Source organism: Shewanella sp. SM73 (assembly GCF_025653795.1).
GTDB lineage: Bacteria > Pseudomonadota > Gammaproteobacteria > Enterobacterales > Shewanellaceae > Shewanella > Shewanella oncorhynchi.
Genome location: NZ_JAKKRY010000006.1, coordinates 22,917 through 49,212 on the forward strand (window position 1 = coordinate 22,917; position 26,296 = coordinate 49,212).

At 46.2% G+C, this 26,296-nt stretch carries 20 protein-coding genes; 10 read left to right on the forward strand and 10 right to left on the reverse strand.

Features of this window, described 5'->3' with window-relative positions; genetic code table 11:
* The first annotated feature begins 144 nt into the window (after window positions 1–144).
* The 7 genes from L5M51_RS10410 (at window position 145) to L5M51_RS10440 (ending at window position 9,417) form a co-directional block, all read left to right on the forward strand.
* Window positions 145–1,068, forward strand: coding sequence for an MBL fold metallo-hydrolase (locus tag L5M51_RS10410; RefSeq protein ID WP_263172589.1), 924 nt, complete (start codon window positions 145–147; stop codon window positions 1,066–1,068).
* 188 nt (window positions 1,069–1,256) lie between these two features.
* Window positions 1,257–1,949, forward strand: a complete 693-nt coding sequence (locus tag L5M51_RS10415; RefSeq protein WP_263172591.1) for a DsbA family protein — start codon at window positions 1,257–1,259, stop codon at window positions 1,947–1,949.
* A gap of 2 nt (window positions 1,950–1,951) precedes the next feature.
* Window positions 1,952–2,422 (forward strand): nuclear transport factor 2 family protein, encoded by a 471-nt coding sequence (locus L5M51_RS10420; RefSeq protein ID WP_263172593.1) that lies wholly within the window; start codon window positions 1,952–1,954, stop codon window positions 2,420–2,422.
* Between the two features lie 287 nt (window positions 2,423–2,709).
* Window positions 2,710–3,912 (forward strand): metallophosphoesterase, encoded by a 1,203-nt coding sequence (locus tag L5M51_RS10425; RefSeq protein WP_263172594.1) that lies wholly within the window; start codon window positions 2,710–2,712, stop codon window positions 3,910–3,912.
* Between the two features lie 247 nt (window positions 3,913–4,159).
* A complete protein-coding gene (locus L5M51_RS10430) occupies window positions 4,160–4,954 on the forward strand; it encodes a substrate-binding periplasmic protein (protein WP_263172595.1) in 795 nt (264 codons plus the stop codon).
* Window positions 4,955–5,164: 210 nt separating this feature from the next.
* Window positions 5,165–6,274: an efflux RND transporter periplasmic adaptor subunit gene (locus L5M51_RS10435; protein ID WP_105251741.1), complete on the forward strand. Its 1,110-nt coding sequence runs from the start codon at window positions 5,165–5,167 to the stop codon at window positions 6,272–6,274.
* Window positions 6,274–9,417, forward strand: coding sequence for a multidrug efflux RND transporter permease subunit (locus L5M51_RS10440; RefSeq protein WP_263172599.1), 3,144 nt, complete (start codon window positions 6,274–6,276; stop codon window positions 9,415–9,417). Before L5M51_RS10435 ends, L5M51_RS10440 begins: the two co-directional genes overlap by 1 nt.
* Window positions 9,418–9,534: 117 nt before the next feature.
* On the opposite strand, the gene L5M51_RS10445 is transcribed toward L5M51_RS10440, so the two are convergent.
* The 3 genes from L5M51_RS10445 to L5M51_RS10455 form a co-directional block, all read right to left on the reverse strand.
* Complete coding sequence (locus L5M51_RS10445) at window positions 9,535–10,458, reverse strand: sensor domain-containing diguanylate cyclase (protein ID WP_263172601.1); 924 nt, start codon at window positions 10,456–10,458, stop codon at window positions 9,535–9,537.
* Window positions 10,459–10,569: 111 nt separating this feature from the next.
* Window positions 10,570–11,373 carry a sensor domain-containing diguanylate cyclase gene (locus L5M51_RS10450; protein WP_263172603.1) on the reverse strand — a complete coding sequence of 268 codons (804 nt, stop codon included), beginning with the start codon at window positions 11,371–11,373 and terminating at the stop codon, window positions 10,570–10,572.
* Between the two features lie 679 nt (window positions 11,374–12,052).
* Entirely contained in the window at window positions 12,053–13,216 is a 1,164-nt protein-coding gene (locus tag L5M51_RS10455) for a multidrug effflux MFS transporter (RefSeq protein ID WP_263172605.1), read from the reverse strand.
* 145 nt (window positions 13,217–13,361) lie between these two features.
* Between L5M51_RS10455 and L5M51_RS10460 the strand changes: the two genes are divergently transcribed.
* Window positions 13,362–14,129: an AraC family transcriptional regulator gene (locus tag L5M51_RS10460; protein ID WP_219254130.1), complete on the forward strand. Its 768-nt coding sequence runs from the start codon at window positions 13,362–13,364 to the stop codon at window positions 14,127–14,129.
* Window positions 14,130–14,204: 75 nt separating this feature from the next.
* Here the strand turns inward: L5M51_RS10460 and L5M51_RS10465 are convergent, their stop codons facing one another.
* Window positions 14,205–15,116: a DMT family transporter gene (locus L5M51_RS10465; RefSeq protein ID WP_219254132.1), complete on the reverse strand. Its 912-nt coding sequence runs from the start codon at window positions 15,114–15,116 to the stop codon at window positions 14,205–14,207.
* A gap of 193 nt (window positions 15,117–15,309) precedes the next feature.
* Here L5M51_RS10465 and L5M51_RS10470 point away from each other — a divergent pair, with 193 nt between their 5' ends.
* Both L5M51_RS10470 and L5M51_RS10475 read left to right on the forward strand, forming a co-directional pair.
* Entirely contained in the window at window positions 15,310–16,170 is an 861-nt protein-coding gene (locus L5M51_RS10470; RefSeq protein ID WP_263172608.1) for an AraC family transcriptional regulator, read from the forward strand.
* A gap of 115 nt (window positions 16,171–16,285) precedes the next feature.
* The gene (locus L5M51_RS10475; protein ID WP_263146961.1) at window positions 16,286–16,759 is read left to right on the forward strand and encodes an NYN domain-containing protein; all 474 of its coding nucleotides are present in this window, start codon (window positions 16,286–16,288) and stop codon (window positions 16,757–16,759) included.
* A gap of 112 nt (window positions 16,760–16,871) precedes the next feature.
* On the opposite strand, the gene L5M51_RS10480 is transcribed toward L5M51_RS10475, so the two are convergent.
* The 6 genes from L5M51_RS10480 to L5M51_RS10505 all read right to left on the reverse strand — a co-directional run bounded on the left by L5M51_RS10480 (window position 16,872) and on the right by L5M51_RS10505 (window position 26,130).
* The gene (locus L5M51_RS10480) at window positions 16,872–17,348 is read right to left on the reverse strand and encodes a group I truncated hemoglobin (RefSeq protein WP_263172611.1); all 477 of its coding nucleotides are present in this window, start codon (window positions 17,346–17,348) and stop codon (window positions 16,872–16,874) included.
* Complete coding sequence (locus L5M51_RS10485) at window positions 17,345–18,226, reverse strand: DUF3034 family protein (protein WP_263172613.1); 882 nt, start codon at window positions 18,224–18,226, stop codon at window positions 17,345–17,347. Before L5M51_RS10485 ends, L5M51_RS10480 begins: the two co-directional genes overlap by 4 nt.
* Before the next feature lie 76 nt (window positions 18,227–18,302).
* Window positions 18,303–20,609, reverse strand: a complete 2,307-nt coding sequence (locus tag L5M51_RS10490; protein WP_263172614.1) for a GGDEF domain-containing phosphodiesterase — start codon at window positions 20,607–20,609, stop codon at window positions 18,303–18,305.
* Entirely contained in the window at window positions 20,599–21,276 is a 678-nt protein-coding gene (locus tag L5M51_RS10495) for a methylamine utilization protein (protein WP_263172615.1), read from the reverse strand. The genes L5M51_RS10490 and L5M51_RS10495 overlap by 11 nt, the downstream gene beginning before the upstream one ends.
* Window positions 21,277–21,719: 443 nt before the next feature.
* A complete protein-coding gene (locus L5M51_RS10500; protein ID WP_263172617.1) occupies window positions 21,720–24,878 on the reverse strand; it encodes an efflux RND transporter permease subunit in 3,159 nt (1,052 codons plus the stop codon).
* Between the two features lie 13 nt (window positions 24,879–24,891).
* Window positions 24,892–26,130, reverse strand: coding sequence for an efflux RND transporter periplasmic adaptor subunit (locus L5M51_RS10505; RefSeq protein ID WP_263172619.1), 1,239 nt, complete (start codon window positions 26,128–26,130; stop codon window positions 24,892–24,894).
* Window positions 26,131–26,296 lie beyond the last annotated feature (166 nt).

Below are 26,296 nucleotides of genomic sequence, written 5' to 3' on the forward strand. Positions count from 1 at the left end.
AATGCAACAAACATGGGCAGATACTCGCATTTATCTATTGATTTTTGCAACCTATACTTAACTCACTTTTGCAGCAGCTGCAAATCAATGAATGCTAAATCGAACCTTTTACTCTTTCACCCTGTGACTATAAGTGAGCCCCAAATGAACACATCAACCTATGCAATACGTAACACAGTTAACGCCACATTGAAGGCCTCGTCTAAAATCAGCCTAGCCGCCACCTTGTTGCTGGCAGGGCTTAGCGCGGTCAATGCTGCGCCATTGCAAGTGAGCCATTTTAATCCGGGCGAAAACAGCATCTTTGCCGTGTCATCGAGCTTTATCAGCGGCGAACACGAAATGATGCTAGTCGATGCACAATTTCAAAATAACGATGCCCAAAAATTGGTCGACACCATTAAGGCCAGCGGTAAAAAGCTGACTCAGGTGTATATCAGCCATAGCGATCCTGATTTCTATTTCGGCTTAGCCGTGATTAAAAAGAATTTCCCCGATGCACAAATCGTCGCGACTCAAACCACTGTCGATGCTATTAAAGCCTCAATGGAAGGCAAACTCGCCTACTGGGGGCCGATTTTAAAAGATAATGCGCCAAGCGAATTAGTGTTACCTAAGGCGATTCACAGTGACACTTTTACTATCGACGGTGAGCAAGTGATTATCAAAGGTTTTAATGATAAACACCCTAAACACACTTTCCTGTGGGTGCCATCGGCAAAAACTATAACAGGTGGCGTGGAAGTATTTGATAACACGCATGTTTGGATGGCTGACACTCAAACTGCCTCTGAGCGTCAGGAATGGTTAACCCATTTAGATGCAATGGAAAAACTGCTGCCAACCACAGTGATCCCAGGGCACTATTTAGGCAAAGCGCGATTTAATACCCACGCCATCTGTTTTACCCGTAAATATGTAAAAGCCTTTGAAATCGCGGCAAAAGCCTCGAAAGATTCAGCCGAATTAATCCAAAAGATGCTGGCGCTATACCCACAAATGCCAGCCGATGCAGGGCTTGAGATCAGCGCCAAAGTTTACATGGGCGAAATGACCTGGCCTATGTAAGCCTAGTCATACCTATCTAGGCGATTAGATACAAGCATTTAAGTGCAAATAGTTAAAGACAGGCACGTGAGCGATTGCGTGCCATTTTTTAGCTAAATAACGGTACCAACCTAACTATTTTAATCGATGTTCTCAAAGGGCTTAAGTCGCTAATGTCGCGACGAACTTAAGCCAAAAGGTTTAACACTATGACTCAGCCAACAGCTCATCCAACTAGCACAACCAGCAGCACAGCAACGGCCAAAGAGCGCACTCTGCACGCCATTATCGACCCTTTATGTGGTTGGTGTTATGCCGCAGCGCCTTTACTCGATGCCGCCGCAAAAGCAGGCTTTACCATTAAGCTCCACGGCGGCGGTATGCTCACAGGCCCAAGACGTAAACAAATCGATGCTAACTGGCGCGACTATGTTATGCCCCACGATCTGCGTATTGCCGAGCTAACCGGACAACCTTTTGGGGAAAACTATTTTGATGGTCTGCTGCGCGATACCACAATCGTACTCGACTCGGCGCCTCCTATTAAAGCCATGCTCGCAGTCGATGCTATGGGTGGCGACAGTTTGGCCTATCTACACTCAGTACAACTGGCCCATTACCGTGATGGTCACAGCGCCAGTGATGAAGGTAATCTCGCAAGCTTAGCCGCTGAACTTGGGCTCGACCCTATGAGCTTTGCGCAGCATTATGCCCAAGGTGAAGACAAGCTATATGAGCATATTGTTGAATCCAGAGCATTACTGAATCTGATAGGTGCCCAAGGTTTCCCTTCGATGGCTATAGAGGATAATAACGGCAACATCACCGCCATTAATATCAACCGCTTCTACGGCCAACCCGCCCAGTGGTTAAGCCATCTTGAAACACAGTTTGAGTCGTAATCATGCCAACGCTTAATGGTGTTCCAACAAGCTCTTTAGTGAGTGAGCCTGCTCAGTTAAATCTTATCGAAACAGCAAGGCAAACTGATGCGAATCTTGCACTTGTCAAAAGTACTTACGAGGGACACAGCTCTGCCGAAAATGCCAAAAATCTTGAGCATGCACTGGCAAATGACGCACGCTGGACAGAGGCGGTAGGTTTTCCCTATGCGGGCACTTACGTAGGCTTTAGCGCGATAGCCACCAAGGTGTTCGCCCGCCTCGAAAAAGAATGGGATAACTATCGCGTCGATATCGAAGACTATGTTGCCCAAGGCGATAAGGTTTTTGCCTTCGGCACTTATTCAGGAACCTATGTCAAAACGGGCAAGCATTTTAGCGCCAGAGTCGCCCACTTATGGAAGATACACAGCGGCAAAATCGTCAGTTTTGAGCAGTTTGTCGATAGTCATACCGTCGTCAATGCCATGTAACGGTCAATATCATGTAACTGAAGTCATGATATTGAGACATGAAATAACTGAATAGTGAGGTGGGCAAGTTTAATTTAGCCCGCCTCGTGACTTGTCGACCCTAAGCCTTATCCGTATGATTTAGTGTTTTCAATATGTTGAGCACTTGACATTAAGTACTTAAGATTAAGCGTTTAAAATTGAACACTTGAGATTAACTTCGTAAAGTTACACATTCGAAGACTCATCAACTCAAGTGTCTAAAATGACAGAATGAATAACTAAAACAAGAACAAGGATGCGGTCTAATGCGAATCAATTCGATGCCAGTCGGGGCTCACCCAATCACGCTATCTATGACGCGACTTAGCCGAGCCAGCCAATGGATACTCAAGCAACAGAGAAAATTCACGCCCCTGTTATGGCTTGTCACCGCACTCCCCTTTACCTCACTGGCGTTGACCTCATTAGCGGCCAATGCAAGTGAAGCCGAGCTAGAGCTAAAAATTCAAGAAAACAGCGTCACCGATGGCCCTTATGTGTTTTTAGATGACACTCAAAAGGACACTGCCTATTGGATTTGCCAAAGCGAGCTAAAACAAACAAGGATTGCGAAGGCGCAGTTAACTCGCCCTACCAATTGCGGTGAATTACCCCAACCGCACCTTCATACACAAGCTGTCACGGTTGAGCCAGATACCTTCACCCAGGTCAGAAAAATTGTCGCCCTTAGCGATGTACACGGCCAGTTTGATGTAATGATTAACTTGCTAAAAGCCCATCAGATTATCAACAAAGATAACCACTGGGCCTTTGGTGACGGCCATATGGTGATGACGGGCGACATGTTTGACCGTGGTCATCAAGTCAATGAAGTATTGTGGTTTTTATATTCCTTAGACCAAGAAGCCCAAGCTGCGGGCGGACGCTTACATCTACTCATGGGCAATCACGAGCAAATGGTGTTTCGCGGCGACTTACGCTACGTCAACGAACGCTACCAAGTCGCGGCCGATTTACTCAAACGCAGCTACGATGCGCTCTACAACAAAGACACCGAAATCGGCCAATGGCTTCGCAGCAAACATACCTTAGTCAAAATCAATAATATCTTGTTTATGCACGGCGGCATCAGCCCTGAATGGGTCGAGCGTAAATTACATATCAGCGATGCTAACCAATTATTTCGTCAGCATTTAGATGATAAAAAAGCCGATTTGAAGCAAGACGATTTACTCAACTTTTTGTTTTTTACCAATGGTCCAACTTGGTATCGTGGCTACTTTAAAGATGAACTGAAAGAGTCGGATATCGATAGCATACTGAGCTATTTCAAGGTCGATCATATCGTCGTAGGGCACACATCGCAGGAACAAGTACTTGGGCTTTATCATAATAAAATCATTGCGATAGATAGCAGTATTAAGAATGGTAAATCCGGTGAGCTGTTACTTATCGACGCCGGCAAACTCCGCCGAGGTTTGTATCAGGGTGAGCAGGTTTCGCTATAACCTGCCTCACTAATATCTTTTGCCCCAATACGTGCATGAGCTAGCGCCTTAATCCACGAATGCGCTGGGGCAATAAGGCATGAATAAGCAAGGGTAAAACGGGCGCCCGCCATGGATCTAAATCGGCATAACACTCAATCGTATGGCTCTCAACATTCACCCATCTTAATATCCATAAGTTCGCCTGTTCTAATTAACTCTGACTATACTCAAGCCAAGTGCGACTCACCTAAGTGCTGGAGTAGAAATGGGGAAGAAATTACTCACATTATCTAGCTTTTGCTTGTTTCTATTCAGCTTCTATCCCCCTGCATTTGCGGGCAGGGAACTCCAATTAGTCGCCACTAACTATCCTCCTTTTTATGCCGATGCTTTACCTGAACAGGGCGGCGTTGCGCAAGTCGTCAAAGAAGCTTTTAAACGCAAAGGTTACACTGCCAGCCTCAAGTTTTATCCCTTCGCCCGCGCGGCTTTACTCGTTAAAACAGGCCAAGCTGATGGCATCATTGGGCTCTGGTATCGTAAAGAGCGCGAGCAATGGGCCCAATATTCTGCGCCTATCCAACCCGTACAAATTGTGTTTTACAAACGTAAAGATTCACCGCTGAGTTTCAGTCAACTTTCAGATCTTAAACCTTTCACTATCGGTATAGGTCGCGGTTACGCTAATCCACCAGAAATCTTCGCCGCGGGGCTCACCACAGAGGAAGGAAATTCGGATGAGATGAATCTCAAAAAGCTGTTTTTAAAGCGTATTGACTTAGTCTTGATTGGCCATAACTTAGCGAGGTATTTAATTAAAAAAGGACCAAGTGAATATGAGGGTGCCTTTGAGCAAGTCGGCCCACCCATAGCGACTGAGGTATTTCATTTAGGGATCTCTTTGGCTGTAGCGGATCATCCGCAGTTAGTGACGGATTTTAATCAAGGTTTAGAGAGTATGCGCCGCGATGGACGATTAGCGGCAATTTTAAGCCAATATCCTCAGGTTGAAACGACTCAAGCGCCGATTGAAAAAACGCGAACTGAAGTCCATCCCTAAAATCCGTCCAGCTTTTAAAAAGCAATAACAGCACAAAAAAACAGCAAAACTCTCGTTGAATTGTGCTCAATGCTCAAAAAACACAATTTCTTTCATTTTCGTTCGCTTACCTTTACAAACTTTTACCCAACTGGCGTACGTTATTCACTAGAATAGCGCCATTAGAGCGATTACCTTTTTAAACTGCCTTTGCGCGAGATAATAATTACAATGAAAAAAACCATTATTGCCATTGCCCTGCTTGCGATTATCGCCACAGCGGTGAGTTTTAGTGATGTCCTTCAAGCGGCTAAACCCGAGAACGCACCACATCTTATGCGTACCGTTCCTGTGGTCACGGGTGAAGTGATTGAATATCCATTAGCGCAATCTATCTCTCTTATCGGCAAACTCGCGGCTGAACGTGCAGTGATCATTGCACCGCAAGTCACAGGTAAGATTAAACAAGTCGCAGTGACCTCAAACCAAGCGGTAAAAAAAGGCCAGTTACTGATCGAACTCGATGATATGAAAGCCCAAGCCGCCGTCGCCGAGGCCAATGCTTTCCTCAATGATGAAAAACGTAAACTCAAAGAGTTTGAAAAACTGATCAGCCGTAACGCCATTACCCAAACCGAGATTGACGCACAAAAAGCCAGTGTTGATATCGCCCAAGCACGCTTATCCTCCGCCCAAGCAGATTTACATTACCACTCGCTGATAGCGCCGTTTGCGGGTAATACTGGCCTGATTAATTTCAGCGAAGGCAAGATGGTCAGCATGGGCACTGAGTTGATGTCGCTAGATGATTTGTCCAGCATGCGCCTCGACTTACAAGTGCCTGAGCATTTCCTATCGCAACTGAGTATTGGCATGCAAGTGTCAGCCACCAGTCGCGCTTGGCCGAATGAAATCTTTACTGGCAAAATGGTGGCTATCGATCCCCGCGTCAATGAGGAAACCTTAAACCTCAAAGTACGGGTGCTATTCGATAATCCGAAGAAACGCTTGAAACCGGGCATGATGATGTCGTCAACCATCACCTTCCCAGCGATTTCAGCACCTATGGTGCCAGTACAAGCTCTTGAGTATTCAGGAACTAAACGTTACGTATACGTAGTTAGCGCCGACCACATTGCCCACCGCACAGAAGTGACACTAGGGGCACGTATCGATAACCAAGTCTTAATCGAAAGCGGTTTAAACATAGGTGACAAAGTCGTGGTACAGGGCTTAGTCAATATGCGCGATGGCCTGCAAATCAATGAAGTCACGCTCGATGGTAAAGCCTCAGCCCGTGCGACAGAGCTTTCAGGTCCTAAAGCAACGGAGACGAAATAATGTGGTTATCCGATGTTTCGGTTAAACGCCCTGTCGTTGCCATCGTTTTAAGCTTACTGCTGTGTGTATTTGGCATAGTGTCGTTCACTAAACTGTCGATACGGGAAATGCCCGACGTCGAAAGCCCTGTGGTCACCATCAGCACCAGTTACTCGGGTGCATCGGCGGCGATTATGGAAAGCCAGATCACTAAGACTTTAGAAGATGAGCTAACAGGGATCAGTGGTATTGACGAAATCACCTCGACCACACGTAACGGTAGCTCGCGTATCACAGTTAAATTCCTCCTCGGTTGGAACTTAACCGAAGGGGTCAGCGATGTGCGTGATGCTGTGGCCCGCGCCCAACGCAGACTCCCAGAAGATGCAAAAGACCCCGTCGTCTCAAAAGACAACGGCTCCGGCGAACCCTCTGTCTATGTGAATTTAAGCTCGAGTGTGATGGACCGCACTCAATTAACGGACTACGCCCAGCGAGTACTCGAGGACAAATTCAGCTTAATCAGCGGCGTGAGTTCTATCAGCATTTCCGGCGGCTTGTATAAGGTCATGTACGTCAAGCTAAGACCCGAACAAATGGCAGGGCGTAATGTTACCGCAACGGATATTATCAACGCCCTGCGTAAAGAGAATATAGAAACGCCCGGCGGCCAAGTGCGCAACGACACCACTGTGATGTCGGTGCGTACCAAACGCTTGTACTACACGCCGAAGGATTTCGACTATCTTGTGGTGCGTACCGCCAGCGATGGCACGGCTATCTACTTAAAAGATGTCGCCGATGTGGCTGTTGGAGCACAAAACGAAAACTCGACCTTCAAAAGCGACGGCATAGTTAACATCAGTTTAGGCATTATTGCCCAGTCCGATGCCAACCCTCTGCTCGTTGCCAAAGAAGTACATAAAGAAGTTGATCGCGTACAAGACTTCCTGCCCGAAGGCACTAGCCTAGTGGTCGACTTCGACTCGACCGTATTTATCGACCGCTCGATTAACGAAGTGTATAGCACCCTTTATGTCACGGGCGCCTTGGTCGTACTCGTGCTGTATATCTTCATTGGACAAGCACGAGCAACGTTAATCCCAGCGGTGACTGTTCCAGTATCTTTGATCTCGGCATTTATCGCCGCCAACATGCTAGGTTATTCGATTAATCTACTGACATTGATGGCATTAATCCTATCCATCGGTCTAGTGGTGGATGATGCGATTGTGGTGGTCGAGAACATTTTCCACCATATCGAAAAAGGTGAAGAGCCCTTACTCGCCGCCTATAAAGGTACTCGAGAAGTGGGCTTTGCCGTTATCGCCACTACGGCGGTACTGGTGATGGTATTCCTCCCTATTTCCTTTATGGAGGGCATGGTCGGGCTACTATTTACCGAGTTCTCCGTGATGCTGGCGGTGTCAGTGCTGTTCTCCTCCTTAGTGGCACTCACACTTACGCCTGTACTGAGCAGTAAATTACTCAAAGCCAACGTCAAACCGAATCACTTTAATCGTTGGGTCGACAGCGGCTTTGCTCGCATGGAAAGCGTTTATCGTGTCGCCGTGACACGAGCGATTAAATTTCGTCTACTCGCACCGCTAGTCATACTCGCTTGTATCGGCGGCAGCGCTTGGTTAATGCAACAAGTACCGTCACAGCTTGCGCCGCAGGAAGACCGCGGCGTGTTGTTCGCCTTTATTAAAGGCGCCGAAGGCACCAGTTATAACCGTATGACAGCCAACATGGACATAGTCGAAGACAGACTCATGCCCTTGCTAGGTAAAGGTGTGCTGCGATCCTTCAGCGTACAAGCTCCCGCCTTTGGTGGCCGTGCTGGCGATCAAACTGGCTTTGTCATCATGCAGCTAGAAGATTGGGAACACCGCGATGTGACTGCGCAACAAGCCCTTGGAATTATTAGCAATGCCTTAAAGGATATTCCAGATGTAATGGTTCGCCCTATGATGCCAGGCTTTAGAGGGCAATCGAGCGAACCCGTGCAATTTGTATTTGGTGGTTCGGACTATGCCGAACTGTTTAAGTGGGCGCAGATATTGAAAGAAGAGGCTAACGCTAGCCCTATGATGGAAGGGGCTGACTTAGACTACGCAGAAACAACGCCAGAACTCATTGTTACTGTCGATAAAGAGCGCGCCGCAGAACTGGGGATCAGTGTCGACCAAGTATCGGAAACCTTAGAAGTCATGCTGGGTGGCCGTACCGAAACGACCTTTGTTGATCGAGGCGAAGAATACGATGTGTATTTACGCGGTGATGAAAACAGTTTCAATAATGTCGGTGACCTGAGCCAAATCTACATGCGGTCAGCTAAGGGCGAATTAGTCACTCTCGATACTGTCACTCATATAGAAGAAATTGCCTCTGCACAAAGATTAAGCCACACCAATAAACAAAAATCGATCACCCTCAAGGCTAACGTCAGTGAAGGTTACACCTTAGGTGAAGGCTTAAAGTTCCTTGACGCTAAAGCCATTGAATTATTACCTAAGGATATTTCGATTGGTTACACGGGCGAATCCAAAGATTTTAAAGAAAACCAAAGCAGTATCTTTATCGTATTTGGTTTAGCTTTACTGGTTGCCTACTTAGTATTAGCCGCACAGTTTGAGAGCTTTATCAACCCGTTAGTGGTGATGTTTACTGTGCCTATGGGTGTATTCGGTGGTTTCTTAGGACTACTGATCACGAGCCAAGGGATCAACATCTACAGCCAGATAGGCATGATCATGTTAATTGGTATGGTGACTAAAAACGGTATCCTCATCGTGGAATTTGCCAACCAATTGCGCGACCGCGGCTTTGAACTCGATAAAGCCATTATCGATGCGTCATCCCGTCGTTTACGGCCAATCCTAATGACAGCCTTCACCACCTTAGTGGGTGCTGTACCGTTAATTTTCTCAACGGGCGCGGGCTCAGAAAGCCGTATCGCTGTAGGTACTGTAGTGTTCTTCGGAATGGCGTTTGCTACCTTTGTGACCTTACTGGTGATCCCCGCCATGTATCGATTAATCTCGGCCACAACGCACTCTCCTGGTTATGTTGAAGCTAAGCTCGAAGCGGCGATTAAAGCACAAGAGTTAGCGGCACAAGAGGCGGCCGCAAAGCAGCAGGAACTCGCACCTAAAGCCTAGCGCTAATAATAACTGCAGAAGATCACAGAACAAAAAGCCAAGACACTCAGTGTCTTGGCTTTTTTATTGGCGTCTTAATCAAGTTTCCTTGCCCTACATAGGATATTGGGAATTTATCTATCCAATCACAACACAATTTCGGCCAGCGGATTTAGCGCTATACAACGCACTGTCTACCCGGAAAAGTGCGCTGCGCAGACTCTCATTATCTTGAACACGGATACAGCCAAAACTCATAGTCAAATTCAGTTGTTTATCTTGATATAAAAAATCCGTCGACGCTAAATCTAAACGTAATTGCTCTGCAATTTGATATGTTTCATCTAAGGAGTAACCTTGTAAAACAATCAAGAATTCTTCACCTCCCCAACGTGTAATACAAGCAGCGGATTGCTGTAGCCCTTCAAGTAACCTTGCGACTTGTACTAAGATATCATCCCCACATAAATGACCAAACGTGTCATTAATGGCTTTGAAATAATCGACATCGCACATTAATAAGCAAAGGTCAGAGCCATTTGCGGTACTTAAGGCATTCTCCAACACTGCTTCCGCTTTACGGCGATTAGCGAGTCCAGTTAACACATCGGTATTAGACAAAGTTTGATTTTCATCAATAAGCAATTGTAAATCATGGATATCTCTCATCGTTACTATATTCAAGTCCGATTGATTCTCCGTGGTAATTTGTGCCGTGATCAAAAACCAACGGTACTCACCGTTACGACAAAGAATGCGAGCCTGCATTTCAGCCGTATCGATTCCTGCATTGATACTGTTTTCAACAATTTTTGCCCATCCTTCAACCATAGCTTGGCGCACTAAAGGATCTGGATACACAGTATTAAACCAGGCATCCATATCGGGAATATCGACTAATGTGTAACCAATCTGTTCGATAAAGGCATGATTAACAAAACGATGGATCCGCTGTATACGGCCAGACATCTCATTCATGCGTGATTCTGAAAGCAGGATTGGAATAGGAATGAAATCTAAGCTTTTAAAGAGAATTACCTCACTGGTATTGCGTGCTGTCATTAACCTTCTCCGCTCAAATTCCAGACAAAGATCAGTCATCACATCCCAAACCTAATTGGGGCTAAAAGATGATAGATAAAATATAATTTAACGTTTGAATTTATTCAGAATTCAATCAAAAACAACACGGTTACGGCCATCATTTTTAGCTTTATATAAAACGCTATCAACCCGAAATAATAGACTATGCAAGCTTTCAGCAACTTGATGCCCGACACACCCAAAACTCATGGTCAAATGCAAATGCTGGCCATAGGATTGGTAATCCGTGGATTCAATATCACAACGCAGCTTCTCGGCAAGCTCTATAGCGACTTCAAGTTCAGTGTTTTCCAGCATGATCAGAAACTCTTCCCCTCCCCAACGTGCGACACAGGAAGCTGAGGGAGCATAGCGCTTAAGCTGATCCGCTACTAATTTAAGCACATCATCACCACACAAATGACCAAAGTTATCATTGATACTCTTAAAAAAATCGATATCACACATCACTAAACAGAGTGAACCTTGTGCATCGGCACTGTGTTCTATGGCTAAAGCGAGGTGCAGTTCCACTTGACGACGATTGGCAAGTCCCGTCAGTAAATCGGTATTAGACTGTCGCTTGTTATCCTCAATCAGTAACTGCAACTGATGGACATCTCTCATAGTGACTATGTTTAAGTTTGATTGATTTTCTGTGGTAATTTGAGCTGTGATTAAAAACCAACGATATTCACCATTGCCACAGCGAAGGTAAGTTTGAAAACCTGCGGTGCTCAGTCCCTGTTTTTCACTTTCATATACAGCACTATCCCACTCGAGCATCGCTTTGTCTCGAAGGATTGGGTCGGGGTAAACAGTATGAAACCAAGATTCAATATCGGGGATGTCCGACATGGTATAGCCCAATTGCTCAATAAATGCATGATTCATAAATCTATGCACCCTATGAGTGCTAGGGCGACGTCCTTCAACGTCCAAGGCCTCAGATAATAGAACTGGGATAGGTATATAATTTAAACTTTTGAATAATAAGACTTCACTATCTTCTGAAAAAAGTCGACGCATCCGTATCTCCCCATACAACGAATAACATAGAGATAACATTTAGTGTGATAGAACCACATATGATTTGTGAGGACAAGAACTCACTTAGGCTGTCGTCGATATAAAAACGCTACAATCGCATATCGTAAAATCAGAAAGTGACTTTGAGTACATCTAAAATGATGGAATGACAATTACTTAAGAAAACACTAATGGAAAGTGTTTGTTTGAAAAGACATTGATTCCCTTTGTTCAGATGCTCATTTTTCGTACTGATCAGTAGTAACAATATTCAATAGAAACTTTGAGATGATGGGATTTAGCGGAAGAATAGATGCGTAACCGTCACCCTTCATTACACTCGGCTTATGAATAGACTGTGATCTACTCAATGATGAAGTTAACTTTACTTCCTGCCATGCCTCGATTGATTTCAACTGCAGCCCAAGAGACAGCAAAACAGCAGGAACTCGCATCTAAAGCCTAGCTTTCACGTCTACACAAAATGTAGAAATTACATAAAAAAAGCCAAGGTACTTACTATCTTGGCTTTTTCATTTGCGTTTTAAGCGTTTTTTGCTTTATTGGCTAAGCCTAAAAGTAAACCTAAGCCAACGCAAAGCAGTGCACTTAACGTAATCACAATACCTAAATGGTGGATGATTCCCGCGCCGCCTAAACCTAGCCCCAACAGAATATAATAAAATAGTCCGAAGAGTGCGCCAGCAGAGCCCGCATAGGTGCGGTAGTTTGCCAGAGCCGAGCTGAGTATGTTCGGAATTACGATACCGTAAGCCATCACAATCAATAGCATAGGGGCTAAAAAGTAAACATTATCCAGCCCTATAAAGGTCGATTGGATCAGCCAAATACCCAGCCCACCGACAAGTGCAATAGCACTGGCTAAGCGAACGAGTTGTGCGCTGGTGTGGCCTCGACCCAGCATTATTTTATTAACATAACTACCAAGGAAAGCACCAAAGCCTAACAGTAAGCCACTAGTACCAAACGCGAGTGTCGATAAGCCTTGCGCCTCAAACATAAATGGCGCCAGTGAAAAGTAGCTAAACCACATTAGGTTAAACGCCGCCACCAACAAGCTGCTCTTAATAATCTCGCTGTCGGTAAGCATCTTAATCGCTAACTCGCCTATCGCGATTTTCTGGGTATGTACGGGTTTCGTTTCGGGTAAGGTTTTTACCGACAAAAACAGCAGCACAATTGCAGAGACCATGAGTGTGGCAAACACACCTTGATATCCCCAATAAGCACTGAGAACGCTACCCAATAGCAATCCGATGACAGGGCTTATCCCAAGTGACATTCCCATCACAGAAAAGACTTTGGCTAATTCTTCACCACTATAACTGTCACGCATCATAGTTTGGGTAATCACAGAACCCACTGCCGCGCCAAAAGCCGACAATACACGGGCCAGCAACAACAGGCTAAAATCGCTCACCATCAAGGCTAACGTTGAGCCAATGGCATAACATACTAATCCCGCGAGCATAGCTTTGCGGCGACCAATAATGTCGGCTAAACGGCCCCAGCAAAATACGCCGATAGCAAAGGCAATAAAGTACACAGATAAGGTTTGCGATGCGCCAGCAATCGACACTGCAAAGTGTTCTGCAATATTAGGCAACGCTGGGCTATAGATGGTTTCCATAATTTGCGGAAACATCATTAGCAGCACAGCAAGCCCTAAAGGGGGTTTTATATTCATGATTTTTAATCCATTTCAGCACTCCAACAAATGAGTTGGTTTACCGAAATGTCACTCCATACTTGTCAAAGATGGCGCAGTATAGATAAAATCCAAATGTGACAACTAACAACACTTAGACAAAAAACATCAAAAATAGGACAAGATGGCCTTTATTCAACCCGAACAACTATTTAATCCAGATCTGCTGGATAATCTGGTTATTGGCATTGCCGCCGATATGGGCGAACACGACTCGGGAATGCATCACCACAGGAAGGCGCAACTGCTGTACGCCCCCACAGGCGTGATGAGATTCACCCTAGCCGATACTCAAATGGTGTTACCGCCAACGCGTGCGGCTTGGTTGCCAGCTGGCGTTAAGCACAGCGTCACCATGCGTAATGTGGTTGCCTATCGCTCACTCTACTTTGAACCAGAAACCGTCACTTTATTGCCCGATAAAGTCACTATTTTCCATGTAAATCCGCTACTCAAAGCCTTAATCGACACTATGTCGTTTTGGCCTTGGGACAAACCAAGAAGCACTCAATACAATGCCTTTTTGCTGCTCTGCGAAGAATTGGGCAATGCCACGGAAGAAAATCTGGCTTTACCCCTCCCACAGGATAAACGTTTAACAACCTGGCTAGCGCAACTACAGCAAGATCAAAAACCGCCAGCCAATCTTAAGGATATGGCAGTAGAAATCGGTGCCAGTGAACGCACAATTAGCCGCATTTTTAGCGCGCAGACGGGCATGGCTTATCAAGCCTGGCGCCAGCAATGGCGCTTACTCGCGGCCATAGAACAATTAGCAACGGGAATCTCGGTGGCGCAGGTGGGCTTTAATTTACAATTTTCCAGCGACAGTGCCTTTATCAGCTTTTTTAAGCAATATACTGGCACCACACCGGCACAATATTTCAAATAAGTACTGGCTCGACTGACTTACAATCGTCGAATCGAGCCTTGTCTCATATGCACTTTCATGACGCTAGCTGCGACGTTAAGCTTTCACCGCTGGCGTGGCAGAAGACTTAAACCAAACAAGCGGTTTTTGACGGCGCGTTAACATGTTTCCGAGCGCGACCAGCAAGAGTCCCACGCTTGAATACCAAGTCCACTGATAATCCTCAAACACACTCGATACACTTAACGCCACCACAGGGGTTATCACCAACAGATACGCAGCGGCATTAGCGCCAATTCGCTCAACCAAGATCAAATAAGCGGTAAAGCCAATCACAGAGGCGATAACGGCTAAGTAAAACAAGCTGCCAAGATAGCTGGTTGTCAGCGGTAAACTAAAGCTTAAATCTTTAAACCAGATGATGAGCAGTAACGCCGCACTGCCATAGCACATGGCATACGCTGTTGAAGTAAAGGGCGACACATTATCGCGCGAGTTGCGCATACTGATCATGTTACCAATCGAGAAAAACCACGTACCTAGCAGCGAAAACAATAAGCCCCACACTAAATTTTGTGACCACTGAGTCGCGAGCAAGTCAGCACCAAAGAGTAAGCTAATGCCCCCCAGACCGACACCGACGCCTAACCAAAAATTACGACTGGTGGGCGTACCGTAAAAAATGCGGCCATGTATCGCATTAAAAATGGGGGCAGTGGCCATAATTACTGCCGTTAAACCGCTCGCAATATAATGGGTTGCGGTATAAAACGCGATAAAGTTCAAACAAAATAGACATACGCCTTGTAGCGCAAACCAAGGATGCTGCCTAAGCTTTACCGCTTGCAGCTTGTTAAAGGCAAAGCCAATGGCGAACATCAAGAGACTCGCAATCGCAAACCGATAGAAAATCGAGACTTCCGTCGCCACCTCACCGTGCTGCCACTTAATGGCAATCCACGAAAAACCCCACACAAAAATCATCAGCAAATACATCACAGCAGCCATAATGAGTCCCCTACACCTTCATAAAATGCTTAATGAGGCAAACTATACAGCGATGGCTTTCGTCCTTATGTCACCATCTTGTTGGCCATAACACGATATTGCGGTTTTAATCGCGAGCGGACGTTGAGCCACGCCCATAAGTGCGATAATTTGGAAAGACAAAATGCTTAGCCAGTGAGATCACTAGGAACCCATGGAGCCCAAATACATCAGTTTTGATAAATCCGCCAAAACCTGTATTCGTAAACAAGCGATTACGGAGGATTTATCTTGGGCTCATTATCAAAATGCGAGCGAGCGTCTGTATTACCAAAACGATGCACAACATACGCTGAGCATGTATCTGGATGGCGGCTACGAAACCCACAGAACCGATATCAAGGCCGACTATGGCGCGCCCAGTAAGTTTTGTCTTATGCCCCAAGGCTGCCAAAGCCATTGGCAACTGGGGCAACCGCAGCAGTTTATGCATTTGTATTTTAGCGATGAACATCTTAAAAAATTGGCGGTGCGAGTCTTTGATAAAGATCCACGCCAAGTGCGTTTACCTGAGTTGACCTTTGTCGATAATCCGAGATTAGAGGCGCTGTTTCGACATCAAGTTGCCGGGCTCGATTGGCAGACGAGTGATCACCATCTGATGATGGAACAGGTAACCGACACTGTGCTGGTGACTTTGCTGCAAAGCTCAGGCTTTAATTTGTCGGTGGGGCCAATTAAGGGGGGACTCGCACCTAAAGTGGCCAAAGCGATCAAAGAGTTTATTCATTGCCATTCCCATCGGCAAATTTACTTGTCTGAGTTGGCCGAGCTTGCCCAACTTAGCGAGTACCATTTTTGTCGCATGTTTAAATGCCAATTTGCGATGACGCCGCAGGAGTATTTGCTGCAAGTGCGCATTGAAAAGGTCAAACAAAGCTTGAGCCATTCAGCGCAATCATTGACCGATATCGCACTCAATAATGGCTTTGCCAATCAAAGTCATATGGGGCGTTACTTTAAAAAACTCAGCGGCATGTCACCGGGCGAATATCAAAAATACCATAGAAACTAACATACGCTTTGGGTTCACCATCTCGACGGCTGAACCCAACACCCTAACATCCTTGAAAACCCCATTGCCTCGATATGCTATAGTGCCCTTACTCCCCTAGCCGCTGGAAAACGCCTTGAAAAAAATCGCTTTATTTGTCGATGTACAAAACATCTATTACACCTGCCGCGAAGCCTATGGTCGCCAATTTAATTATCGTAAACTGTGGCAGCACTTAGGTTATGAAGGTGATATAACGTTGGCCGTGGCTTATGCCATCCATAAGGGCGACGATGGGCAATTGAAATTTCAAGACGCACTAAAGCACATAGGTTTTGAGGTGAAGTTAAAACCGTTTATTCAGCGCAGCGATGGCTCAGCCAAAGGCGATTGGGACGTGGGAATCACGATAGATATTATGGAAGCGGCGAGTGAAGTGGATACAGTGATCTTATTGTCTGGTGATGGCGATTTCGATTTATTGCTGCAAAAAATTCATCAAAAGCATGGCGTTGAAACCCAAGTGTATGGCGTCCCTACCCTGACGGCTAAATCCTTAAGGGATGCAGCCTCTCAATTTCATCCCATAGATGAGGCGTTATTGCTCTAGTCACAAGACAGAATGCGGCTATCCATCACGCTAACCGTATCTGACTCATTCACTCTTTCGCCCCACAATGTCGAGACACTATGTAGAGCTTCTACTTTAAAGATGAAGCAAGTCACTGATAGGTAATGTCCGTATACATAGGGGCGAGACGTTTTAGAAAGGCATTACGGGTAGATAGCGGAATATGTTGCTCTTTCATCGATTCAATCAAATGACCGACTAAGGCATCAAAATCCGCTTGAGTAATATTCAATCCTCTATGACTGTGCTGCATACTTTCGCCGTGATACACGCAGCCGCCATCGGCAACCAGACAGAAATGTTCAATGGCACGCTCACGAAATAACGCAATATCTGTCTCTTGAAAGTGATGTACTATGCGTGGATCTGTGGCAATACGTGCCAGCAAACCATCGACTATCGCCGATACGCCTGCGTTACCACCTAAATCTTGGTATAAGGTTTGATGGCTTGCGGTTTGATGACTCGAGTGAGTTTGTGATGCTGAGGTTTCGGTCGTTGGCACCGCACAGCCAGTGAAAAAAAATACTACGACGAAAGGTAATAGCTTCACCCGTAAACGCCTCATAACGCCCCCTCCACCGATAGGTACCAACCCCGTTGCTCTTCAAACCCCGCAATGCTGCCCAAATTCGCATAGGCCGTAACCACGGAAAGATGCTTATTGATAAACCACGCTAAAAACACATCTTGCCAATCATCCTCACGGGCAAAAGCTAACTCATCGGGTTTCTGGCGATATTCGATACCCAGTGCCACATTATCCGTCAGCAATACCGCGGCAGAGGCTTCGAGCACAAACTGGTAATCATGATTAGCTTGAGTACCAAAACCCAATAAACCCGTTTGATTCGCCTTGGTCGCGCGCACGGTCCCATTAAGTAATACATTTCGTCCCGCTACCGCATCAAAAAATACTTTGCTGGCAGCAACATACACATCTAAACCCCAATCATCCCGCGCCCCAACCGCCTGAGGAATCGCAAAGTCATCGACTCTTTTATACTGGGCACCTAAGGTAATTTGCGGCATAGCCGTATAAAGCAGCTCTCCGGCAAGCTTGTATTTTACGCCGAAGATATCTTGGCCTAACTCGCCGCCCATAGTATCTAAATCAAAGGTTTGCCGCGCAACGCTCAGCTCGAATCGATTATCAAAACTCAAAGAAGCACCGATCACTTTCAGCGTAAAATCATCGACATAGACACCCGTCGCCATCGCCGTTGCCGACCATTCACCGCTACTACCATAACCGTTGATCACGGCCCATGGCACTATGCCACCGCCAGCACTGCCTTCAATCATCGTCCCGCCGCCAGTCGCGACCACACGGCTACCTTCAGCAAACGTAGGAACAGTGCCCAATAGTAAAAATAGGCAAAACAAAGCCTTAACATAAGTCCAAGTTAATGAATTCAACTTCAATACATTTATGGAAATGTTCACTTGATGCTCCGTTCTAATTCTTTCGACGATGAATCGTTAGTCTAGCGTCTTTGCATATTGACTTGAGTAAATGCGCTTATGCATCAGAAGTATTTGGATGGTTAAACGCCTCGAACCACAGATCAAATTCAGCCGCTTTTAAGGGTTTCGAAAACACATAACCTTGAATGATATCGCAATCGAGATTGCGCAATATATCAACCCCCTCTTGTTCTTCAACGCCTTCGGCTACTACGGTAAAACCTAAGCCATGGATCAATTTAATACTCGTATCGACTATCATCACATCTTGGCTATCAGTGAGCATGTCTTTGATAAAGCTGCGATCAATTTTCACTTCATTAACAGGTAAAATTTTCAAATAGGCTAATGATGAATGACCTGTGCCAAAATCATCAATGGCAACAGACACGCCCATGTCACGGAATCGCTGTAATACACTCACCACTGTCTGTGCATCTTTCATCACGGCGCCTTCAGTGACTTCGATACAGAGTGCACCGCTTGGCAGATTATTATCTTTTAGTAAAATGGCGATTTGATTCGGCAAGCGGGTATCGACTAAATCATGGGCCGACAGGTTAATGGCCAGTTTTAGCTGCATACCTCGCTGCTGCCATGCGACTAATTGTTTAATCGCCTGCTTCAACACCCATTGGCTGACGATATCAATGTTGCCAGAGTTTTCAGCCAGTTGAATAAATTCATCGGGCGGAATAAACCCAAGCGTAGGATGTTGCCAGCGGATCAATGCCTCGGCGCCAGTGCACTGGTTTAGGCGTAAATCCACTTTAGGTTGGAACACTAAATACAGTTGGTTTTGCGCTAAACCTATAGGCAAATCACGGATAATCGTCAGCTCACGCTGATACTTTTCATCGGCGCCTTGACGATAACTGACAATGCGTTGCTCTTCGAGACAGGCTTGATTGAGAGCAATTTCGGCGCGGCGCACTAACACATCGATATCAGCACCATTACCATCGATTTCAAGTAATCCCGCACGCACGGTAAGAGAAATATTTGAGCCTTGGATTGGAAAGGGTGACTCCAGCATATCCAATGATTTCAGCAAGTGCTCGGGGCGGATCCCTTGACTGTAAAGGAGTAAAAATGAGTCACCGTCTAATCGCGCCAATAAATCCGGTGTCGGTGCTAATTGCTCTAGGCGACGAGCAAAAAGCAGTAACAAAGTATCGGCGTTGGCAAAACCAATAATATCGTTGATATGGCGGAAATGTTTAATATCTAACAACACCATAGCACCGGATAATTTATCGTTAAGATCCGCCAAATGCTGTTTTGCCGCAAAACGATTGAGTAAACCTGTCAAGCTATCGTGGCGAGATTGGTAGACTAAATCCTTTTCCCGCGCTTCAATATCATCGCGCATTAAGGACAAACTCTTGGCCAACACCCTCAGCTCTGCTGGCGCACCTTGAATATTGGCAGGCTGCTTACCTTGACCGATTTTACGGGCATAATTCACTAGTTGATGCACAGGTTCAGTCAAACTGCCCGACAACCAAATCGCAATCGCAATCGCCAGTGCTAAGGTCAAAGCAAAAATCAGCAGCATATTATTGCGTAGTTGCTGATAACTTTGCTGCCACTTAAGGTTTGATTGATGTAGTAGCGCTAATTGGCTGCCGTTGTGATCATAAAGTTTGATGCCCATAGACAGATGATCTACGGGAATACTTTCACTAGGCATTTTCAGCAAGCTAGGCAATAAGCTCGCCTGCTCAATTACGCTTAACTTTTCATTATCTGATAAGGTTGAAGCGATTTCAGTGCGGCCCGTTGCCTGATTGACAAAACTCACATCGATGCCCGTAATGGCTTTAGCTTGTTGGGCGACCTTCTCATCTAATAGAAACCCCATGCCAACCCAAGCGATTAAGGTCGGCGCCTTCACCGGCTGCAGCACAAACTGATAGCTAGCATGATCAAAATTAAGGATAGCTAACGCATTATGATTGCTGGTGGTCATATTAAATAAGGATTGAATATCATCCTGAGTGAGTCCGGGCAAACTCGAGGTCAAGAGCTCCCCTTTAGGTGATAGCAATACAGCGGCGTCGGCACCAATACGAGAGCCGTGATTAGATAACACTGACTCAATGGTTTCTTGCTCACCAGTTGCAATCGCGCGCTTAAAACCAAAATCGGCACTGAGTACGGACAAACTTTGACTGAGCTGAATACCGCGATTCGATAACACTTCGAGAAACACATTCGCGCCAATATCGAGACTTTTCTGTTGCTGTAAAAAGTTATCTTTTTCGGTCGCTGTCAACACGGAAAATGCCGTGGCAAATTGCACTAACGTCAGCACAATAAAGAAAACTAAAATCAGCCGAGCGCGAAAACTATTTAGCATGTAATGGCTTACCTTCAGAATCGTAGTGACCAAATCCCGACGGCGGAGCCGACGGTTTAGCTTGACGCTCAATGTCTAAGGGTAGGCTGAGTTGATTAGGGCCATTAACTATCAGTAAATCCGTTGGCTCTGATGCCGCCTTCTGCCATGGATGCCAGCGCTTAACTTTATATTGACCGGCGATAAGTCCCTTAAACTGGATCTCACCTTTTTCGTCCGTCACAGCGACAATAGGGCTATCTGCCACATAGATAAATGCCTGCATATAATCGTGAATATTACAGCCAAGTGCAACTAAGCCGGGTTTATCGAACTGAATCGGCGCTTCGGCCTGACCCACATACAATTTAAGTTCGAAAGGTTTAGCTTCTGAAAAAGAATACACATGGTGGCGAGTACGATCTAAGTTGGGAAAATCCACCTTTGCACCTTTAGGCACCGCTAGTACAAAGGGGATAAAGGTTCGATTTTTTTGCGACATTTCATAATGTTCGACAGGTATCGAATTATCGGGCATCACTGCAGGGATCAGCTCCACGACAGTATCGGCAATGGCCTGTTGTTGCAGATCTACTACATTAATATTGAGTTCAGCAGCCATGACTTGAGGCGTGAAATAGAGCAAAACGCAAAGTACTAACGCATATAAAACGCGATATAGGATCATCCGTTACCTCGGGCATAGTGATGCAAGGCCAACAAGTACCTTAGCTGAGTTCTGCGTAAAAAAACGATCTAGATTCATCTAGCATTGTACATTACTAATGTATTGAATAATCATCAAATTATATAGAAAAGTCGTAAAACAGTAACCATTCTAATCATACTGTGATAATGACGCGCTCAAGTGGCAATAAGTTATAAGCTAACAGAATGGTCCGGTAATAGTTATTCATTGTTTCTTATTGATGATCCAGAAAATACCAACGATATTCCTCATTTCTGGTTTTAGTTTTAATCTGGCGAGCAATACCATCACTAAACATCAATTGACCTAATGTTAATTAACCCCAGCTAAAGATAGTCAAATCTAATCGCTCTCGCCGTGAATAAACAAAAAAGGCCTACTCAATGTAGACCTTTCATGTATTTTTCAACTAGAAAACAAGCTTAACCGACGGTTATCTCTTTATACTCATCGGCTTTTTTACCGCCTCTCTTTGCTAAGGCATAGTAAAACAGCGGCGTTAGGATAAGACCAAAAACTGTCACCCCTATCATACCGGCGAATACTGCCACGCCCATGGCTTGGCGCATCTCGGCGCCCGCGCCAGTGGAGAACACCATAGGCACCACTCCCATGATAAAGGCGATAGATGTCATCAAGATAGGACGTAAACGTAATCTTGCTGCCTCTAATATCGCCTCCATAGGTGCCATACCATGGTCTTGTTTCTCCTTTGCAAACTCGACAATCAAGATAGCGTTCTTAGTCGCAAGTCCTACCAGCACTATGAGGCCAATTTGGGTGAAGATATTGTTGTCACCACCGTAAATTAACACTCCACTGAGGGCTGAGAGCAAGGTCATTGGAATGATTAAGATAATCGCCAATGGCAAGCTTAAGCTCTCATACTGAGCAGCGAGCACCATGAACACCAGCAAGATCACCAGCGGGAAGACTAACAAGCCCGTATTGCCTGCTAAGATTTGCTGATAAGTTAACTCAGTCCATTCGTAGGTCATACCATTTGGCAGCGTTTCGGCGAGGATTTTCTCAATCGCTGCCTGCGCTTGGCCAGTACTCACACCAGCTGCTGGGCCACCGTTGATTTCAGCGGTCGTAAAGCCGTTATAGTGCATCACTCTGTCTGGGCCTGAGCTTTGGCTGACGTTGATGAACGACCCTAGCGGGATCATGTCACCATTCAGATTCGGCACCTTTAGCTGACTTATCTGCTGCGGACTTTGACGGAACGCCTCATCGGCTTGCATCTTCACCTGATAGGTTCGACCGAAACGATTGAAGTCGTTGACATAGGTCGAGCCCATATAGGTTTGTAATGTCTGGAAAATTTGATCGAGCGACACTGCCTGCTGTTTCGCTTTAGTCCGATCGATATCCAGTTCAAGTTGTGGCACGTTCACTTGATAGCTAGAGAAAACGCCAGCTAACTGAGGATCGGCCCACGCCTTGTACATCACTTGTTGGGTCACCTGATACAAGGCCTCATAACCAAGGTTGGCTCTGTCTTGAATTTGCAGACGGAACCCTCCTATGGTACCGAGGCCTTGCACAGGTGGCGGCGGGAAGATGGCAATAAACGCGTCTTGAATAGCAGCAAATTGCTGATTCAATTGTCCTGCAATGGCATTCGCCGACAGTTCAGGACTGGTACGCGAGTCAAAATCATCGAGCGCAACAAACACCACGCCTGAGTTAGGACTATTGGTAAAACCGTTGATGCTAAGGCCAGGAAAGGCAATCGAGTGCGCTACTCCGGGGTGATTTAGTGCAATCTCAGACATCTTCTTGATCACACTATCCGTACGTTCAAGGGATGCCGCATCGGGCAACTGGGCAAAGGCCACTAAATACTGTTTATCTTGGCCGGGCACATAACCCGTTGGTGTATTGGCAAATTGCACTCCCGTTAACGCCACCATGCCTAAATACACTAGGCCGATAATGCCGCCAAAACGGATCACCTTACGCACTAACCAGCCATAACCATCGGATGCACGGTTAAATAAACGATTAAAAGGCACAAATAACCAAGCACCAAACAACTTATCCATTAGACGCGTTAAGCCGTCCTTAGGTGCATCATGGCTCTTGAGTAACAGCGCCGATAATGCCGGACTCAAAGTGAGTGAGTTAATCGCCGAGATAAAGGTCGAGATAGTAATAGTCAAGGCAAACTGTTTATAGAACTGCCCGGTTAAACCGCTCATAAAGGCCGTTGGAATAAACACCGCCGCCAGCACTAAGGTGGTTGCCACAATCGGGCCAGTCACTTCCTTCATCGCCTTTTGTGTTGCCGCAACAGGGCTTAATCCTGCGGCAATATTACGCTCGACGTTTTCGACCACGACGATGGCATCGTCAACCACAATCCCGATGGCGAGCACCAGCCCGAATAGCGACAAGGCATTTAACGAGAAACCGAGCAAATGCATAAAGGCAAAGGTACCGACCAAAGACACAGGCACGGCCACCAGCGGAATAATCGATGCGCGCCAAGTTTGCAGGAATAGCACCACCACCAACACCACCAGTAACACGGCTTCGAGCAGGGTTTTTACCACAGCTTCAATCGAGCCACGCACGAACACTGTTGGGTCGTAAACGATTTCATATTCGAGTCCTTCAGGGAATCCTTTAGACAGCTCAGCCATTTTGGCGCGCACATCGTCGGAAATCTGAATCGCGTTAGAACCCGATGCTTGGAATACAGGAATAGCCACCGCATCCTTATTATCGAGTAAAGAGCGCAGCGCATAACTCGTTGCACCCAACTCGATGCGGGCAACATCTTTTAGGCGGATCACCTCAGCATTCTGACCAACTTTGATGATGATATCTTCAAATTCAGACAGTTCAGTTAAACGGCCTTTCACGTTAATCAAAAGTTGAAAGTCAGCACTACCACTGGGCTGCGCGCCTAAACTGCCCGCTGCTGCCTGTTGGTTTTGCTCACGTACGGCGGCAATAATGTCCGCTGGCGATAAACCCAGCGCCGAGACTTTATTCGGGTCGAGCCAAATCCGCAGGCTGTATTCGCCGGCGCCAAACAAACGTACAGCGCCGACACCGTTAATCCGCGCTAACTCGTCTTTGACGTTTAGCGCCGCATAGTTAGACAGATACAACATGTCGTAACGGTTATCCGGCGATAACAAATGCACCACCATGGTCAAGTCTGGCGATGATTTTTCAGTAACAATACCAAGACGTTGCACTTCCTGCGGCAGACGGGGCATAGCGCGATCCACTCGGCTCTGCACTTGGGTTTGTGCCTTATCCACATCTGTGCCAATCGCAAAGGTGATAGTCAAGGTCATGCGTCCATCGGACGTCGCCTGCGATGACATATACAACATGTCTTCAACGCCGTTGATCTCCTGCTCCAGCGGTGAAGCCACGGTTTCGGCAATCACTTTAGGATTTGCGCCAGGATAATTAGCAGTGACCACTACCGTTGGCGGCACTACCTCTGGATATTCGGTAATAGGCAACTGCCAAACGGCAATCGCCCCCGTGATAAGAAACAGCAATGACAGTACGGCTGCAAATATCGGTCTTTTAATGAAAAATTGCGACAACATAGTGTGTTATTCCTTAACCGCGGCTCGCCGTTTCGACCGCTTGCGCCGTCAAATGATCTTGATTTTTATCGAGTATTAACTGGGCTTGGCGTAGCGCCTCGAGCTTGTCGCTGTCGACCATGTCCACTATGTTTGGCTCAATTTGCATCTTAGGGCGTACGCGTTGCATACCATTGACGACGATCTTGTCTTCGGCCATCAAGCCTTGGGTCACGATACGCAGTCCTTGGACTTTTTCGCCTAAGGTCACGCCGCGATATTCGACCGTGCCATCATGACCGACGACCAGCACAAACTTATTATTGAGATCTGTGCCAACGGCTTTATCGTCGATCAAGATCCCCTCATAGGCGCCACTGCCCGCAGTACGAAGACGCGCAAACAAGCCTGGCAATAGGTTATTGTCTTCATTGTTAAAAGTCGCACGCACTCGAATAGTACCCGTCTGCTTATCCATCGCATTATCCACAAAGTCGACCATGCCAATATGGTGATAATCGCGCTCATTGGCTAAAGCCATGTAAACAGGATTATCGCCAGCACGGGGATCGTTACGTTTGTTCTGCGCGGTTAACTTCACGTATTTAAGGTAGGTTTGCTCGTCCACATCAAAATAGGCATACATGCTGGCGGTAGAGACTAAGCTGGTCAGCACACTCTGCCCTGCGGTGACATAGTTACCCGCAGTGACGTTGGCGTAGGATACTCGGCCATCAATCGGCGCTTGTACTTGGGTATAAGCTAAATCAAGCTCGGCGCGCATGAGTGCTGCTTTCACCGAAGCGACTGCGGCTGCAGTCTGACGTTTATTCGACTCACGGGTATCGAGTAATTCGGCCGAGACCGCCTTTTGGTCAAATAATTTATGTGCCCGTTCAAAATCATTAGTGGCCAGTTGCTCTGCAGAGAGTGCGCTAGCAAGATCTGCTTTTAACCGGGCCACTTCCACTTCAAACACGCTTGGATCGATGCGAAATAACACCTCGCCTTTTTTCACTAAGGCGCCTTCTTTAAAATTTACGGAGTCTATATAGCCCGACACCCGCGGGATAAGGGTGACACTTTCTGGCGCCTGTAAACGACCGGTAAACTCATCCCATTCGGTGACTCGCTCATGTAATACCTGAGCGACATCCACCTTAGGCGCACTCGGTGCAGGTCCCTGCTGCGCTGTTTGCTCACCACAAGCTGAAAGGACGAAAGCAGCCACTGCCGTTAACATCATTATTCGTAAAGGTTTGTTACTCATCATATTACTATCCTCAAAGTGGCGGGCATTTCACGCTGTTCGAACCACACACATGCAGCTGTGTTACAAACCAAACCAATTAAATACCGACTGGTAAAAAATATTCTGTACTGGACGGTAATATATAGCGTAAAATGATGCTGTCAACAAATTTATGTACCGAACGGTA

Coding starts and splice junctions, on each gene's coding strand:
- L5M51_RS10490 (WP_263172614.1), bottom strand. CDS start 20,609: ATGCTAAATAGTTTTCGCGCTCGGCTGATTTTAGTTTTCTTTATTGTG.
- L5M51_RS10450 (WP_263172603.1), bottom strand. CDS start 11,373: ATGAATCATGCATTTATTGAGCAATTGGGCTATACCATGTCGGACATC.
- L5M51_RS10420 (WP_263172593.1), top strand. CDS start 1,952: ATGCCAACGCTTAATGGTGTTCCAACAAGCTCTTTAGTGAGTGAGCCT.
- L5M51_RS10500 (WP_263172617.1), bottom strand. CDS start 24,878: ATGTTGTCGCAATTTTTCATTAAAAGACCGATATTTGCAGCCGTACTG.
- L5M51_RS10455 (WP_263172605.1), bottom strand. CDS start 13,216: ATGAATATAAAACCCCCTTTAGGGCTTGCTGTGCTGCTAATGATGTTT.
- L5M51_RS10465 (WP_219254132.1), bottom strand. CDS start 15,116: ATGGCTGCTGTGATGTATTTGCTGATGATTTTTGTGTGGGGTTTTTCG.
- L5M51_RS10430 (WP_263172595.1), top strand. CDS start 4,160: ATGGGGAAGAAATTACTCACATTATCTAGCTTTTGCTTGTTTCTATTC.
- L5M51_RS10460 (WP_219254130.1), top strand. CDS start 13,362: ATGGCCTTTATTCAACCCGAACAACTATTTAATCCAGATCTGCTGGAT.
- L5M51_RS10440 (WP_263172599.1), top strand. CDS start 6,274: ATGTGGTTATCCGATGTTTCGGTTAAACGCCCTGTCGTTGCCATCGTT.
- L5M51_RS10410 (WP_263172589.1), top strand. CDS start 145: ATGAACACATCAACCTATGCAATACGTAACACAGTTAACGCCACATTG.
- L5M51_RS10470 (WP_263172608.1), top strand. CDS start 15,310: ATGGAGCCCAAATACATCAGTTTTGATAAATCCGCCAAAACCTGTATT.
- L5M51_RS10495 (WP_263172615.1), bottom strand. CDS start 21,276: ATGATCCTATATCGCGTTTTATATGCGTTAGTACTTTGCGTTTTGCTC.
- L5M51_RS10425 (WP_263172594.1), top strand. CDS start 2,710: ATGCGAATCAATTCGATGCCAGTCGGGGCTCACCCAATCACGCTATCT.
- L5M51_RS10435 (WP_105251741.1), top strand. CDS start 5,165: ATGAAAAAAACCATTATTGCCATTGCCCTGCTTGCGATTATCGCCACA.
- L5M51_RS10445 (WP_263172601.1), bottom strand. CDS start 10,458: ATGACAGCACGCAATACCAGTGAGGTAATTCTCTTTAAAAGCTTAGAT.
- L5M51_RS10480 (WP_263172611.1), bottom strand. CDS start 17,348: ATGAGGCGTTTACGGGTGAAGCTATTACCTTTCGTCGTAGTATTTTTT.
- L5M51_RS10505 (WP_263172619.1), bottom strand. CDS start 26,130: ATGATGAGTAACAAACCTTTACGAATAATGATGTTAACGGCAGTGGCT.
- L5M51_RS10415 (WP_263172591.1), top strand. CDS start 1,257: ATGACTCAGCCAACAGCTCATCCAACTAGCACAACCAGCAGCACAGCA.